The organism is Rahnella woolbedingensis (genome assembly GCF_003602095.1).
Lineage (GTDB): Bacteria > Pseudomonadota > Gammaproteobacteria > Enterobacterales > Enterobacteriaceae > Rahnella > Rahnella woolbedingensis.
On the sequence record NZ_RAHH01000020.1, the window covers coordinates 71,507 to 86,742 of the forward strand.

Consider the following 15,236-nt stretch of genomic DNA (forward strand, 5'->3'; position numbering starts at 1 on the left):
TTGTGACAAGTATCTAAAAATGCCGGAACCGAGGCAAGGGTTAATCTGTTGCTGTGCTGCGGGGCGGCAAACAAGCGGATCGAGATAAACGTCGTTTACGTGTATAATGCGGGGAATTATGGTCATTACATCGTGCGGTTACAGTTAATCGCTTGATAACTAAGCTATTAAGGTGAGAAAAACATGGGATTCAAATGCGGTATCGTGGGCCTGCCGAACGTCGGTAAATCTACTCTGTTCAATGCGCTGACCAAAGCGGGTATCGAAGCAGCAAACTTCCCGTTCTGCACCATCGAACCGAATACCGGTGTGGTGCCAATGCCTGATGCACGTCTCGACCAGCTGGCCGAGATTGTAAAACCGCAGCGTATCCTGCCAACCACTATGGAATTCGTGGATATCGCGGGTCTGGTAAAAGGCGCATCTAAAGGTGAAGGCCTGGGTAACCAGTTCCTGACCAACATCCGTGAAACCGAAGCTATCGGCCACGTTGTTCGTTGTTTCGAGAACGACAACATCATCCACGTTAACAACAAAGTGGATCCGGCTGATGACATCGACGTGATCAACACCGAACTGGCGTTGTCTGACCTCGACACCTGCGAGCGCGCGATCCACCGTGTGCAGAAACGCGCTAAAGGCGGCGACAAAGATGCCAAAGCTGAACTGTCTGCGCTGGAAAAATGTCTGCCACAGCTGGAAAACGCCGGTATGTTGCGTGCGCTGGACCTGACCGAAGAAGACAAAGCGGCCATCCGCTACCTGAGCTTCCTGACACTCAAACCAACCATGTACATCGCGAACGTCAACGAAGACGGTTTTGAGAACAACCCTTACCTCGACATCGTGCGTAAAATCGCAGACGCCGAAGGTTCTGTGGTGGTGGCAGTTTGTGCAGCAGTTGAGTCTGATATCGCTGAGCTGGAAGATGCTGACCGTGAAGAGTTCATGGCGGAGCTGGGCATCGAAGAGCCGGGCCTGAACCGCGTGATCCGCGCTGGTTACGAGCTGCTGAACCTGCAAACTTACTTCACCGCTGGCGTGAAAGAAGTCCGCGCATGGACCATCCCGGTTGGTGCTACCGCGCCACAAGCTGCCGGTAAAATCCACACCGACTTCGAGAAAGGCTTCATCCGCGCACAAACCATCGCGTTCGAAGATTTCATCACCTACAAAGGTGAGCAAGGCGCGAAAGAAGCCGGCAAAATGCGTTCAGAAGGTAAAGACTACATCGTTAAAGATGGCGACGTGATGAACTTCCTGTTCAACGTTTAAATCACGATTCAGTTTCTGACTTTACATAAAACCCACGCCTGGCGTGGGTTTTTGTTTTCCATGCTTCCCTGTGTGGATCAGCGCGCGCACTTTCATTTCTCCTCTCCCCCTATTCCGCGATATATTAGAGCCATTCTCATAAAATTTTCTCTTTGTAACGGGTAACATCTCCATGGCTCTCATTCCAAAAAACTACCAGCGTCTTGAAAGCGGTTATCGTGAGAAAGCGCTAAAAATTTACCCGTGGGTATGCGGGCGCTGTTCGCGGGAGTTTGTGTATTCCAATCTGCGCGAACTGACGGTTCACCATATCGACCACGATCATACCAATAACCCGGAAGATGGCAGCAACTGGGAGTTATTGTGTCTGTATTGTCATGACCACGAGCACTCAAAGTATACGGAAGCCGACCAGTACGGCACCCGTGTCGTGGCGGGTGAAGATGCACAAGATGATGTCGGTGCAGCCACCTATAATCCCTTTGCTGAATTGCAGGCGATGCTGAATAAGAAGAAATAAGCTCTTTTCCGCCCTGCGCCTCGGGCAACACTAAAGAACTCTGCTTTAACCAAAATCCACGCCATGTCGTGGATTTTTTTATGACCTGCGAAGCGGTTCCCGCCAAATAAGTTAGCCCACTACTATTTTTCTTGCATACGAAAGCCGTATAAGCATAATCGCAAATTCAAATAATAATGATTCTCAGTCCTTTTTACATACAGGCTATATTATGTGCGATTCCATTACATTCACCGGGTTCAAACCAAGGGTGCTGGCACTGTTTGTCAGCGTCACCTGCCTGCCAGCGATGGCAGCCACCGCCCCTGCTCCGGCGACGTCTTCGACCGCAGCGTCGGGCGACACCATGACCATCGTCAGCGCGCCGGATAATGAATTCAAACCGGGCGGCAATCAGCTGGTTCCTGCGTATCTCGACGGACAAGTGGCACACGGCGGTCGCCTCGGAATGCTCGGCGAACAAAATGCGATGGATGTGCCGTTCAACGTGATGAGCTTCACCTCAAAACTGGTGCAGGATCAGCAGGCCAAAACCATTGCTGATGTGGTGCGCAACGATGCCACCGTCCAGAATGTGCAGGGATACGGTAACTTTGCCGAAACCTACCGCATCCGTGGCTTTGAACTGGATGGCGATGACATGACCTATGGAGGATTGCCGGGCGTGGTTCCCCGTCAGGTAATGGATGCGTCGCTGATCGACCGTATCGAAATCTTCAAAGGCGCCAACGGATTACTGAACGGCGCGGCGACTACCGGCGTCGGCGGCATGATCAACCTCGAACCTAAACATGCGGATGACACGCCGCTCACGCGTGTGGGCGTTGATTACACGTCTTCCTCACAGGTCGGCGGCACACTGGATGTGGGACGTCGTTTCGGTGATGACAACCAGTTTGGGGTGCGCCTCAATGCAGTTAACCGCGAAGGCGAAACCGATATTGATGGCGAGAAAAAACGCACCACGGCGGCGTCACTCGGGCTCGATTATCGTGGTGACCGTCTGCGCACTTCCGTGGATATGGGCTACCAGAAGAAAACCTTCCATGACGCCCGTCTTGGCGTGAATATCAGCGGTGTGGATTTCATTCCGAAAGTGCCGTCCAACAGCCACAACTACAGTCAGGACTGGATATACAGCAACATTGAGTCCGAATTTGGTATGGCAAAAGCTGAATATGATGTGACGGATAACTGGACAGTGTATGGCGGCGTGGGCGCGCAGCATTCACGTGAGACCGGCGATTACGCCTCTCCGGCGCTAAAAGATGCGGACGGAACGGCGACGATTGGCCGTCTGGACACCAACCGCATTATCAATAATTTCAGTGGAATGGCGGGCATTCGCGGCAATTTCGATACTGCTTTCATCACCCATAAAGTGAACTTCGGATATTCCGCCCTGACGTCGCGTAATAATACAGCCTGGCGTATGGCGTACGGCGCCAATGCAGAAAACACCAATATCTATGACACTCCGAATGTCCCGAACCCGACGCCAAATCTGTCCGGCGGTAATTACAACGATCCTTTAACGACCGGACGTAACCGCACGCAGGGCTATCTGTTAAGTGACACAATGGGCGTGCTGGATGACACCGTATTGTTCACCGTCGGTGCCCGTCATCAGAAAGTCGTCGTGCGCAACTACAGCAATAAGACCGGCGCGGAAGATGTGTCAACCCGTTATGACGACAGCCGCTGGATGCCGACCTACGGCATTGTGTATAAACCGTGGAAAGTTATTTCCCTGTACGCCAACCATACCGAGTCTTTGCAGCCGGGTGATGTGGCACCCAATACCGCGACAAACTACGGTACGACCACCGGTATTGCGCATTCCAAACAGAATGAAGTGGGTGTAAAAGCGGATTTCGATCGCGTCGGCGGATCGCTTGCGTTATTTGAAATCAAAAAACCTTCCGGCATTCTGGACAGCAATAAATACTACGGCATGGACGGCGAACAACGTAACCGCGGCGTGGAACTGAACGTGTTTGGCGAACCGGTGCTGGGCCTGCGCCTGAACGGCAGCGCGACGTGGATCGATCCGGAAATGACCAAAACGGCAAATAATGCCTATAACGGTAAAGATGCGATTGGTGTGCCGCGATACAATCTGGTACTGGGCGCGGAATACGACATCAAACCGGTGGAAGGTCTGACGGCTACCGCGCTGATTAATCATTCCGGCTCTCAGTGGGCGGATTCCGCTAACACCAAGAAAATTGACTCGTACACCGTGTTAGATCTTGGCGTGCGTTACCGGACTAAAATCAACCAGAACGATATGGTCTGGCGTGCGGGTGTTGATAACGTGACTAACGAGAAATACTGGTCGAATATCGACAGCACCGGCACCTACATCTATCAGGGTGATCCGCGTTCGCTGAAGGTCTCTATGACTTACGACTTCTGATCCGCCCATTCATCATCATGGGGATGCACAAAGCATCCCCTATTTATTCTCGTTCAGCCAGTTGCCATCCTTCTTTCAGACGCCCTGCATCGGCTTGGGCGAAGAAGTAAACGGCAGGTACTGATACATCCAGGTTTCTGACAACGTTTTGTCTGCGGACTTGAGGTAAAGCCGGAGCTCAACCGGTTCCTTTCCGTCGACGTGCAGATCAAAAAACGTGCGCCAGTTGCCTTTTCCTGCAGGGGATTTCTCCACTTTAATGTCTTTCAGTGTGCCGCGGGATGCCGTGACCACCGCATCGATATGCGCATCTGCGGCAAGGTTTTCCAGCACATCCCCCTGAAATTCGATCATAAATTTGCGCGCGTCAGGATCGGTATACGCACCGGGATTGCCCCCTCTTCCCAGCCGCGTTATCCCGCAGCGAGCCAGTTTCGACGGATAAGGCTCATCGGCCAGCCAGTGTAAGCGGTAGCTGAATTGATACTCATTGCCAGCTTTGGCAGGCTGTTCCGGCACCCACATGGCGGCGATATTATCGAAAATCTCGTCGTCAGTAGGGATTTCCACCAGCTGCACCGCACCTTTGCCCCAGTCGCCTTTCGGTTCGACCCACAAATCCGGGCGCCGCGCATAACCGGCCGAACCAAGATAGCTGTCAGGGTTGCGCTGTTTCTGAATCAGACCAAAACCCCGCGGATTATTGTCACTGAACGCCGATACCCTGATCTGCAAAGGATTATTCAATGGCCGCCAGATATGCTCATCACCCCCGGTCCACAATGCCAACCCATCGGAGTCATGAACTTCAGGGCGCCAGTCGGAGGCAGACCCTTTGGCCATTTCGGAAAACCAAAACATAGAGGTCTGCGGGGCGATGCCCAACCGGCCAACGTCACGCCGTAAAAACAGCGAGCATTCAACATCCATCACCACGCCTTTGGTGCGTTGCAGTACAAACCGGTAAGCGCCGCAGAGACTCGGCCCGTCAAGCAGCGCGTAAACAACCAGGTGGTCACTGTCCTTTTCCGGGCTTTCGAACCAGAACTGCGTAAAGTCGGGGAATTCTTCTTTGGTGTCGCCAAAAACCGTGTTTACCGCGACTCCGCGCGCAGACAATCCAAACTGACCCAGCTCGCCCACTGCACGAAAATAGGAGGCACCCAGAAACGAAACCCAGTCTTTCACACCCGGACTTTTAGCGGTTTGCTGATGCTCCAGCACGCGAAATCCACTGAAAACGTTGCCTTTAACGGCTGACAGCGCAACCTGAGAATTGTCGGGAAAGGTGAAGTAGTCCGCATTCTGGATGATTTCACGGGCGCGCTTATTTTCGACCACAAACATTTTTACCGGCAAATGATGCAGGCTGCTGACACAAAAAAATGACACTGGAAAACGATCAGTCCCTTCATTAAAGAGCGCATATTCCGGCTTATACGCAACCTTGCTGTAAACATCATAATTGATGTCAGCCACTGCACTGTCAGGCACCTTTTCGGGCGCAACATAAGGATTTTTAGCACTTTCTTTGGCCTGCCGTATCAGCCCTTCAAAGCTAAAAGGCACCTCCCTCGCGAGTTTTAAACCCTGCGCAGCAAAAACCGCCGGGGTATAACCCAGCGCAGCCAGAGCCATCGAAAATGAAGTGTAGGTAAGCAAATCACGCCGGGTCACCATAAACAGCACCAACTCATGTTTAAGAATAAATTGTTCTTATCAGAAAGTAAGAAGCCATTTATCGGGTAAGTAGTGCTTCAATTTTAGAACACTTCGGCAGAAAGAATAGGCTGTGTTCTGAACTTGCGGATAATTCCGCATACCCGGTCAGGCCCTGCGTCTTAAAATTACAACAGGGTTGTGTGATACCCGCATTCATAATAATGAGGAACATATCAAAAACCTTTATTCAGTCACGTAACAGATTATTATCCATTCATTAGAAATGATTTAAACGCAAACGGAAAGCGCGGTCTGAAAGACGACTTACTGTGTCTTTTTAACCCTATCCATCCGATTAAGTGAATCTACTGAAATTACAACCACGCTATAAAATATACATCCTGAAAATTACGCCCTCAGTTTTGATCAAAAACAAACATACTAAAATACCTTACATTCACTGAAATGATGAATAGAGCTCTTTTCAATCAAATCAATGATCAGATAACAATATAATAAATCTTGTAAATCATACTACTATAGAAAAATATCCAAAAATGCACATTGATCTCCACCTCAGTATAGCTATATAACAGCGCCAGAAAACATTACCCCCATTATCTTTCGTGTCTCAAGGCCAAATATTATGAAGGCAAGATTTATTATTTTTGGAATTTTAGCCGCGCTAAACACACAAACCTCTCAGGCAAGCTTCACGTCCGATGTCACTGCAGGGAGCATTGTAGAAAATGAAATTATTGATGATTCTGAAAATGCTCAGAATGTGTTTGGCAGTGTAATCAACTCTACTATTAATAATGGTTCCCAACATGTATATGCAGGCGGAATCGTTAACGGGATAAATAACCTGGCAGGAATACAAACTGTCGATTACCTGGGGTTAATTGCTAATTCATCCCTTAATGGCACAGATGCCAATTTGCTTCTCAGTGGCAGCGCCACGAATGTCACTATTAACGCCGGCACCATGGATATCCTCAATGGTGGCGTTGCGACGGATACGGTCGTCACCGGCAATAGTTCCGTGCTCAATAACCATTTTGGCGCAGATTATGATACGCACGTGAGCGCAGGCGGCGTACTCAATACCGGCTCTCTTAATGAACCCAATCAGATCAACACCGCGCAATCTTACAATGCCGTTATCGAAGATGGCGGAACGCAGAACGTTCAGAACGGCGGCATCAGCAATAGCACAGTCGTTGAGACAGGTGGGTCATTATACGTTCAGGCCAATTATCATCCCGAAGACGCAAGCATTGGCGCTATTTCCGGCGTTGCTGATGACAGTATTGTTTATGGGAAAATGTATAACAGAGGCGGTATCGATAACGACACCGTGGTAAAAGATGGCGGTCAGTATATTTCCGGGTATGTTTTATCTACTGATGAGAACAATGAAAAAATTTCCACCTCCAATAATCTGCTGGTCGAACATGGCGGATATGCCCAGCTAGGCGGATATTCCGAGGTCAATAATATGACTGTGGCGGGCAACGCTGACAGTCGTGATCAAGCGACTCTTTACAACACAGTCATCGCATCGGATGGAACACTGACGGTCGAAGACAGTAGCAATGCGAATAATATTACCAATAACGGCCTCTTAAATATCAAGGGCGCAGATCATATTTCTCCTGTCATTTCAGGGGATATCCTGACGAATTCCGGCGCGACTACATTTGTCTGGGCCCACGCCGATACCTCCGCTGCTGATTTTACCGTGGCAGGTAATCTCTACTTCGACGGCTCACATGATAAAGACATCACCGATTTTTCAACAAAACCGCAGAGTTATCAGGTTAACTCGCTGGATTTGCAGGATGGCAAAGTCTATCTGGATCCTGAGAATTACAGCCAGCTCACCACCGGAACGCTGAGCGGTAACGGCGACTTTTACATTAATACCAGCATTGGTGAATCAAAAGGCAGCTTACTCACTGTCACCGGCAGCGACAGCGGCGATTTCAATGTGTATGCCAAAGATTCAGGCGTCAGTCCGGCTGATGATACTCCGCTGCGCGTGGTCACGGCGACCGGCGGTACGGCTGAATTTACTCTTGCCAACAAAGGCGGCGTCGTGGATGCCGGGACGTATGAATATCACCTGATTGCAGACGGCGCCGGTAACTGGGATTTATCGACGGGCGCCGAACCGCCAGCGCCACCTGATCCTGTCAATCCGGTAAACCCGGTCGATCCGGTAGACCCAACGCCACCGGCTCCGCCAAAACCGACGTATACGCCGTCAACGTCTGCCGTGCTCTCCATGGCCGTTACTGCACCGATCATCAGCGACGTGGAAATGCATACCGTGCGTGACCGCATTGATGCAGTGCGCGATATCTCGCATGACCTGAACGTGTGGTCGCGTTACATCGGCAGCAAGCAAAGTGTGAATAACGATGCCGCCGGATTTGATATGAACCTGAATGGGGTCATGCTCGGTGCGGATGCCAGCAAGGATTTCACCAGCAGCCATCTGACCGTCGGCGGCTTCGTCGGCTATACCAACAGTGACGTGGATTTCGACCGCGACGGTTCGGGTAACGTCGATTCCTGGTCCACCGGCGCTTACCTGAGCTGGATGAATAACAGCGGCTATTACGTTGACGGCATAGTAAAAGCCAACCGGTTCAGCGATGACGTGAATGCCAAAATGACCAGCGGTGAAAGAGCGGATGGCGATTACAACCAGAACGGCTTATCCGCGCATCTGGAAACCGGGAAATACTTCAGGTTTGATCAGTCCTTTGTCGCCCCTTACGTCGGCATTACCGGGTTTACGACGAATCACAGCAACTACACGCTTTCCAACGGCATGAAGGCCGATGTGGACAGCGTGGATTCGCTGGTCGCAGAAACGGGCGTCAATATCGGCACCACTTATACCGTGCGTTCGATAGAGCTGAAGCCTTACGTGAAACTCGCCGTAGCAGACGAAATGGTCAGCGGTAACTCTGTGAAGGTCAACAACGACCAGCTGGAAGATGATATGTCCGGTGTGATGGGCATTTATGAAGCCGGTGTGAACTCGCAAATCACCCAAAATGTGAACGTCGGCGCCAGCGTGCAGTACAACCATTCCGATAAGATGGAATCACCGTTTATCGTAAATGCTGGTTTTTCAGTGAAATTCTGATCCGCGGTAGAACTCCAAAAAAATCCACGCAATGCGTGGATTTTTCTTTTCATGACCTCACCGGAGATAACGGTTTTCCCGCACTGATGTTTACGGTACCAGGATAATTTTGCCGCTGAAACTGCGGGTTTCGAGCAGACGATGCGCATCAGCACCCGCCGATAAAGCAAACTGAGTCACCGGCGGAAGTGTCACCTTCCCTTCTTTAATCAGCGCAAACAAACGGTCTGCGCGACGCTGGCGCTCTTCACCAGAGACCAGATAAGTCCAGAGATCAGCCCCCAGTATGCCGTGCGAATTCAGCTGAAGACGCGACGGGTCAAAAGCAGAAAGCGCCCCGCCAGACATACCGAACAACACTACCCGCCCGCCGTCTTTCAGGGAATCGAGGCTTTCAGTGAGCGTGGTACCGACCGAATCGAACACCACGTCACAACCGCCGTTCTGCCATTCCCTGACCTCTGTAGCCCAGGTCTCGTAACCGGCCGCGGCTTCTGCGCCAAGTTCAAGACAGGCAGCCTGCTTGTCCTGATTCGAGGCAACGGCAAAAGTGCGGATGCCCTGATGTTTCAGCATCTGCAACAATAACCGGCCAACACCACCCGCTGCCGCAAGCACCGCGACGTGCATTCCTGCGCGCAAAGGCAACACATCGTGCACCAGATAATCGGCGGTCAGCCCCTGCAATAACACGGCCGCAGCGTCAGATTCTGATAACCATTCCGGCAGGCGGATAGCGTGTTCAACCGGCACGCGGATATGGCTGGCATGTGCCAGCGGAACATCGGCAAAACCGACCCGATCCCCGGCTTTCCAGCCTTTAACGTTTTCACCGACGGCAATCACCCGACCTGCGCCCTCATAACCGGCGATATAGGGTGAATGACCTGCCAGCGGGTACCGCCCCTGCCGGCGATAAATGTCGGCGAAGTTCAGTCCGGCAGCGGTCACCGCCACCAGCAGTTCATCAGCCGCCGGAACCAGATCCGCAGATTCATGCATGTGTAACACATCTGCCGTACCTGTATTTTCAAAAACCAGTGCCTGCATTGCCGTTCCTTAAAATGAAATTTTACGATTATGGTGGCGATTATCGGCATGCCGGGAGCGGAGATAAAGTGATGTCTGCTTTATTAATTCGATAATAAAAATTTATAATTCCTTTCTTTATTCTTACCGGACGAAACAATGGATTACTTAAAGTGCATTGAATCATTCATCAGCGCGACAGAGTCCGGCAGTTTTACCGCCGCCGCCGATAAGCTGGGCATCACGCCGGCGATGGTGGGCAAACATATCCAGATGCTGGAAAAACGCACCGGCTGCGTACTGATCAACCGTACGACACGGCGTCAGGGACTGACAGAAGCCGGGCACCGCTTTTATCTGTATGGCGTGCAGATCCTTGCGACCATCGAAGATGCTGATTCACTGGCGCGGCATCTCAACGAAGAAGTCACCGGCCTGTTGCGTATCAGCGCACCGGTCTCGTTCGGGCAACGGATCCTGACGCCGATATTGTCGACCTTTTTGCAACGTTTTCCCGCCGTGAATGCCTGTCTGGTGCTGAGCGACCGGCGGGTGGATATGATTGAGGAACGCTTCCAGATAGCCATCCGCATTGGCAACTTGCAGGATGAAGGCTATATCGCCGTCCCGCTTCCGCCCTATGAAATGGTACTGGCGGCGTCGCCTGCTTATCTGGATAAACACGGAACGCCTGAGGATCCGGCTGATTTATCCGGCCACAACTGCATCAGTTTCAGCCAGTGGCGCGCCGACCATCTCTGGCCGCTGAACGGACCGCAGGGACTGGTTGACGCACAGGTTTCCCCGAGGCTCACCGTCGATTCCGGCGAAGCTATCCGTCAGGCCGCCTTATCCGGTCTTGGGATCGTCATGCATTCTTGCGTGATGTTGCAGGAAGATATCGACGCCGGAAGACTGCGCCGTGTGCTACCTGATTACGCGCCGGTTCCCAGACCCATGCACCTGCTGCGACTTCCCAACCGCCCTGCGCCTCTGGTGTCCGTCTTCTTTGAGCACTTTATGGAAGAGCTGGCTAAGTGTTGAAAATGGTGCGGGATCTTATTGAGTCCAGGGCTCAAATCCATAAAACTGCGGTGCGGGATCATGCGAATATTCACGCCTAATACACCTCCACGGAAATAAAAAATGACGACCTTAAATGAACGACTGGAATGGCGCTACGCCACCAAAAAATTTGATGCAACCAAAACTGTAGAAACTGAAAAACTGGAACGTATTCTCGAAGCCGTTCGTCTGGCACCGACATCCAGCGGCCTGCAACCGTTCGAACTGTTTGTCATCACCAATCCGGATATCCGCGCCAAAATCCGCACCGTTTCCTGGGATCAGGCGCAGGTTACCGACTGTTCGCATCTGCTGGTATTTGCTGCGTGGGATGACATCACGCCAGAACGTGTGAATATGATGTTTGATCTGACCAACGACATCCGTGGTTTTAAAAACGAAGGCTGGGAAAACTACCGCCAGATGCTGCTGGGCATCGTCGCAGATCGCGGCACTGAAGCAAATTATCAGGCTGCTGCACGTCAGGCCTACATCGGTCTGGGCGCAGCGCTGATCGCTGCCGCCTTTGAAGAAGTCGATGCCACCCCGATGGAAGGTTTTGATCCCGTTGCCGTCGATGAAATCCTCGGCCTGAAAGAGAAAAACTTACGCAGCGTGGTCATACTGCCGCTGGGCTATCGTGCACACGAGGGTGACTGGCTGGTTAACCTGAAGAAAGTTCGCCGCAGCCGCGAGAACTTCGTGACTGAAATAAAATAACTGACATCAGGTGACGGCTATAACGTCATCCGCATGTCAGAAAGTCCACGCCACGGCGTGGACTTTTTTATCTACTGAATCGCTATCCCTATGCTCGGTGTCAGTACCGTCATAAATATTGTGCATGACAACCCGGCACGTTCTGTGCAGGATGAGTTTTTTCTTTCCGGGGATCATTCATGAGCGCAAAAACGGCATCGCTGGAAAGCCGTATCCGGCAACAATGGGATCAGCTTTCGTTGCACGAACAACGTTTGGCCGATGTTCTGTTAGCCGCGCCGGGTCAGTTAGCGATGAATACCGCGACGGAACTGGCACAAAGCGCGGGCGTATCCAAGGCCACGGCCACGCGGTTCTTTCGCCATATCGGTTATGAAAGCTACGACGCAGCACGCCGTCAGGCGCGTGAAATGCAAAACAGCGGTTCGCCGTTGTATCTTCAGGCAGCGCCCAGCGCTTCCCCCTTCGGTACGCTGATACAAAATCATCTGGAAAAAGAGATTGCCAGCCTGGTGAATACCTACCGTTCACTGGAAGACGACCAGCTGGAAGCCTGCGTGGAGGCCATCGCAGGTGCCAGACGCGTAATCGTGATGGGCTGGCGTCACAGCCAGACAATCGCCATGCTGATATACCGTGACCTGATCCACATCCACCCCGATGTACGTCTGCTGCCGCGTGCCGGTGATTCGCTGGCGGAACATCTGGCCGCCCTCGGCCCGCAGGATGTCGTTATCTGCGTCGGACTGCGCCGCCGGATGCCGGCACTGGAAACCGCCATGAGCGCGCTGGCCGAAATGCAGGTGCCGATGCTGTATATCTCCGATGTATTAGCGGGTAAACCGGCCAAATATGCTAACTGGGTATTGCGTTGCCACACCGACGTAAATCTGATTTTCGACAGCACCGTGGCGCTTTCCGGCGTTTGTAACCTGCTCTGTTCGCTGGTTGCCCGCAGCATGGGAAAAACCGGCAGCTACCATCTTGCCTCCATCGAAACCCTGCACCAGAGCCTCGAAGAGCTGGAGTGATGCGCCACACTGGCGCACCCCCTCAACATTGCATCCCCAAATCAGTGCAGCGGCAGACATTCCTGCCGCTTTACTCTTCCCGCTTGTGAAATGAATGAAATTAAAATAACAAAATAAGAAACAATTGTTTCTCATTGATTACTGGAGAAAAAAACGTTTCCTGCCCTATTCCACCTGCGACTGATTAAAAAAGTGGCATGGAAACTGCTCTGAGGTTAGTGACATTTCACCAACACCAGGGAAACACCATAATGAAAAAAATAGCATTGCTGATCGCAGCTTTAGTCACTGTTGGCGCGGCTACCACGGCACAGGCTGACACGCTGTCAGACATTAAAAGCAGCGGCAAAATTACCGTCGGTATCGACCCGACTTTTCCTCCTTATGAGTTCACCAACGATAAAGGCGAGATCACTGGTTACAGTGTGGCGATCATGCAATCGTTCGCTAAAGATCTGGGCGTGAAACTGGAATTTCAGAAAACCGCTTTCAGCGGCATTCTGCCAGGCCTGATTTCCGGCTCTTTCAATGCGGAAGGTTCTTCCCTTAACGTCACCGCCGAGCGCGCCAAAAAAGTGCTTTTCACGGTGCCTTACAGCAAAACCGTTAACGGCGTGCTGGTGCGTGAAAGCGATGTCAAAAAATTCAGCGGCAAAACCCTGTCCCCGGACCAGCTGTCCGGCCTGAGCGGTGCGGTGAAAAGTGCCAGCGTGCCGGAGCAGTTGCTGAAAGGCTTTAACGAGACGCTGACCCAAGAAGGCAAAAAGCCGATCACGATTATCAGCGTCGATACACTGGATCAGACCGTTAGTACGCTGATGACCAAACGCGCCGACTTCGTGTTTGACGATATTTCCGTGCTCGCGCCGATCGTTAAAAAATATCCGAACAAAGTGGCGCAGGTCGGCGAAGCCGGTCCGTCACAGTGGATGGCGTGGGCCACACGCAAAGACGATACCCGTCTGAACAAGGCCATCAGTGAACATATTCTGGCGATGCAGAAAGACGGCGAACTCACCACGCTGCAAAAACAATATCTCGGCACCACCTTTACCGTGCCCGCCAGCGATTTCATTCCCCAGGAGTAAGTTATGTGCCAATCCCTGCTGACGGTGCCCGCCGGTCATGGCAAAACATTTATCGTGAATAAAGGGCAATTTATTACCGTCATTGATGCCGAAGGTCAGCAAGCCGCCGATTTTGTGGCCGTGAATGCCACTGATCTGAATGAAAAACTGTCGCCGGTGCATACGCGTCAGCATCTGCGCTCGCTGTTCTTCAAACCGGGAGACGCGCTGTGGTCGAGTGAAAACCGCCCGATGTTGCGTATCGTCGCCGACACCATTGGCATTCATGACGCTAATGTTCCGGCCTGTGACCGCACGCGTTTCAGTATCGATTTTGGTGTGGAAGGCCACCGGAACTGCGTCGATAACCTGCTCGAAGGCATGAAGGCGCACGGTGTGACCTATTTCAGTTTGCCGGAGCCGTTCAACCTGTTCCAGAACGGGCCTGTCACTGCCGATGGCCGTATGGAAGTGACCGATCCGAACAGCAAAGCCGGTGACTGCATTGTGTTTGAGGCGCTGTGTGACCTGGTTTGCGCGGTGTCATCCTGCCCTCAGGACATCATTCCCGGCAACGGTTTGCAGGTGACGCCGGTCAATATTCAGGTCAGCAACCATTATCACGCGGAGGTTCCACATGCTGTTAATGCGTGAGGCCTGGGCCGAGAACGAAGTCCGTCCGCTGGCAGCGCCGGTGGACATCAAAGCCTGTGAAACGGGCTCTATCCGCGTACTGCGCGGCCAGTTGCTGCGCATTACAGCGGCGGGTGAAGGCGCGGTAGCCTCACTGTTTGGTTTCAGCCTGAGTGACCCCGCCGTCTGGCTATCGGTGCATCACACCCGCGTATTCAGCAACAGCTATTTGCTGGGTTCCGGGATGCGTCTGGTGAATAACCGCCGTCGTCCGGTGATGGTGCTGGGCAAAGACAGCGTGAAACGCCACGACCTGCTGCTGCCGGGATCAACCACCGCGTGGCTGGCAGAGCGCGGTTATCAGGGTGACGGCTGCATCGAGTCAGTCAGCGCCGAACTGATGCGCCTCGGCATGAAAGTGCCGAAACTGCCGGATCCTATCAATCTGTTTATGCATGTCCGGCTGACGCGTGAAGGAGATATCTTACCGGAAACCAACCGCACTCAGGCGGGTGACAGCATCACTTGTCGCGTGGTCACTGACACCCTGTTTGTCGTTTCCGCCTGCTGTACGGGCATTGAGGGCAACGATAAACCCGCTCCGCTGCGCCTTTCGGTAGCGGAAAACCTGTCGGCATTTGGCGAGGAGTAA

General features: G+C 52.3%; 12 protein-coding genes. 10 read left to right on the forward strand and 2 right to left on the reverse strand.

The window, feature by feature from the left end:
- Positions 1 to 183: 183 nt before the first annotated feature.
- From ychF to D6C13_RS16910, 3 genes are all read left to right on the forward strand, one after another.
- A complete protein-coding gene (gene ychF / locus D6C13_RS16900) occupies positions 184 to 1,275 on the forward strand; it encodes a redox-regulated ATPase YchF (RefSeq protein WP_120133867.1) in 1,092 nt (363 codons plus the stop codon).
- A gap of 172 nt (positions 1,276 to 1,447) precedes the next feature.
- Positions 1,448 to 1,795 (forward strand): HNH nuclease YajD, encoded by a 348-nt coding sequence (gene yajD / locus D6C13_RS16905; protein ID WP_120133868.1) that lies wholly within the window; start codon positions 1,448 to 1,450, stop codon positions 1,793 to 1,795.
- Positions 1,796 to 2,006: 211 nt separating this feature from the next.
- Entirely contained in the window at positions 2,007 to 4,214 is a 2,208-nt protein-coding gene (locus tag D6C13_RS16910) for a TonB-dependent receptor (RefSeq protein ID WP_120133869.1), read from the forward strand.
- Between the two features lie 75 nt (positions 4,215 to 4,289).
- Here the strand turns inward: D6C13_RS16910 and D6C13_RS16915 are convergent, their stop codons facing one another.
- On the reverse strand, positions 4,290 to 5,894 hold the full coding sequence (locus D6C13_RS16915; protein WP_120133870.1) for an OpgD/OpgG family glucan biosynthesis protein: 1,605 nt from the start codon (positions 5,892 to 5,894) through the stop codon (positions 4,290 to 4,292).
- A gap of 922 nt (positions 5,895 to 6,816) precedes the next feature.
- Between D6C13_RS16915 and D6C13_RS16920 the strand changes: the two genes are divergently transcribed.
- Entirely contained in the window at positions 6,817 to 9,039 is a 2,223-nt protein-coding gene (locus tag D6C13_RS16920; RefSeq protein WP_167458043.1) for an autotransporter outer membrane beta-barrel domain-containing protein, read from the forward strand.
- A 90-nt stretch (positions 9,040 to 9,129) separates the two neighbouring features.
- On the opposite strand, the gene D6C13_RS16925 is transcribed toward D6C13_RS16920, so the two are convergent.
- Positions 9,130 to 10,089: a zinc-binding dehydrogenase gene (locus D6C13_RS16925; RefSeq protein WP_120133872.1), complete on the reverse strand. Its 960-nt coding sequence runs from the start codon at positions 10,087 to 10,089 to the stop codon at positions 9,130 to 9,132.
- Positions 10,090 to 10,227: 138 nt separating this feature from the next.
- Between D6C13_RS16925 and D6C13_RS16930 the strand changes: the two genes are divergently transcribed.
- The 6 genes from D6C13_RS16930 to D6C13_RS16955 all read left to right on the forward strand — a co-directional run bounded on the left by D6C13_RS16930 (position 10,228) and on the right by D6C13_RS16955 (position 15,236).
- Entirely contained in the window at positions 10,228 to 11,112 is an 885-nt protein-coding gene (locus tag D6C13_RS16930; RefSeq protein WP_120133873.1) for a LysR family transcriptional regulator, read from the forward strand.
- Positions 11,113 to 11,214: 102 nt separating this feature from the next.
- Entirely contained in the window at positions 11,215 to 11,853 is a 639-nt protein-coding gene (locus D6C13_RS16935) for a nitroreductase family protein (protein WP_120133874.1), read from the forward strand.
- 179 nt (positions 11,854 to 12,032) lie between these two features.
- Positions 12,033 to 12,884, forward strand: coding sequence for a MurR/RpiR family transcriptional regulator (locus D6C13_RS16940; protein WP_120133875.1), 852 nt, complete (start codon positions 12,033 to 12,035; stop codon positions 12,882 to 12,884).
- 251 nt (positions 12,885 to 13,135) lie between these two features.
- Entirely contained in the window at positions 13,136 to 13,972 is an 837-nt protein-coding gene (locus D6C13_RS16945) for a transporter substrate-binding domain-containing protein (RefSeq protein WP_120133876.1), read from the forward strand.
- A 3-nt stretch (positions 13,973 to 13,975) separates the two neighbouring features.
- Positions 13,976 to 14,605, forward strand: coding sequence for a DUF1989 domain-containing protein (locus D6C13_RS16950; protein WP_120133902.1), 630 nt, complete (start codon positions 13,976 to 13,978; stop codon positions 14,603 to 14,605).
- Positions 14,589 to 15,236, forward strand: a complete 648-nt coding sequence (locus D6C13_RS16955) for an urea carboxylase-associated family protein (RefSeq protein ID WP_120133877.1) — start codon at positions 14,589 to 14,591, stop codon at positions 15,234 to 15,236. Before D6C13_RS16950 ends, D6C13_RS16955 begins: the two co-directional genes overlap by 17 nt.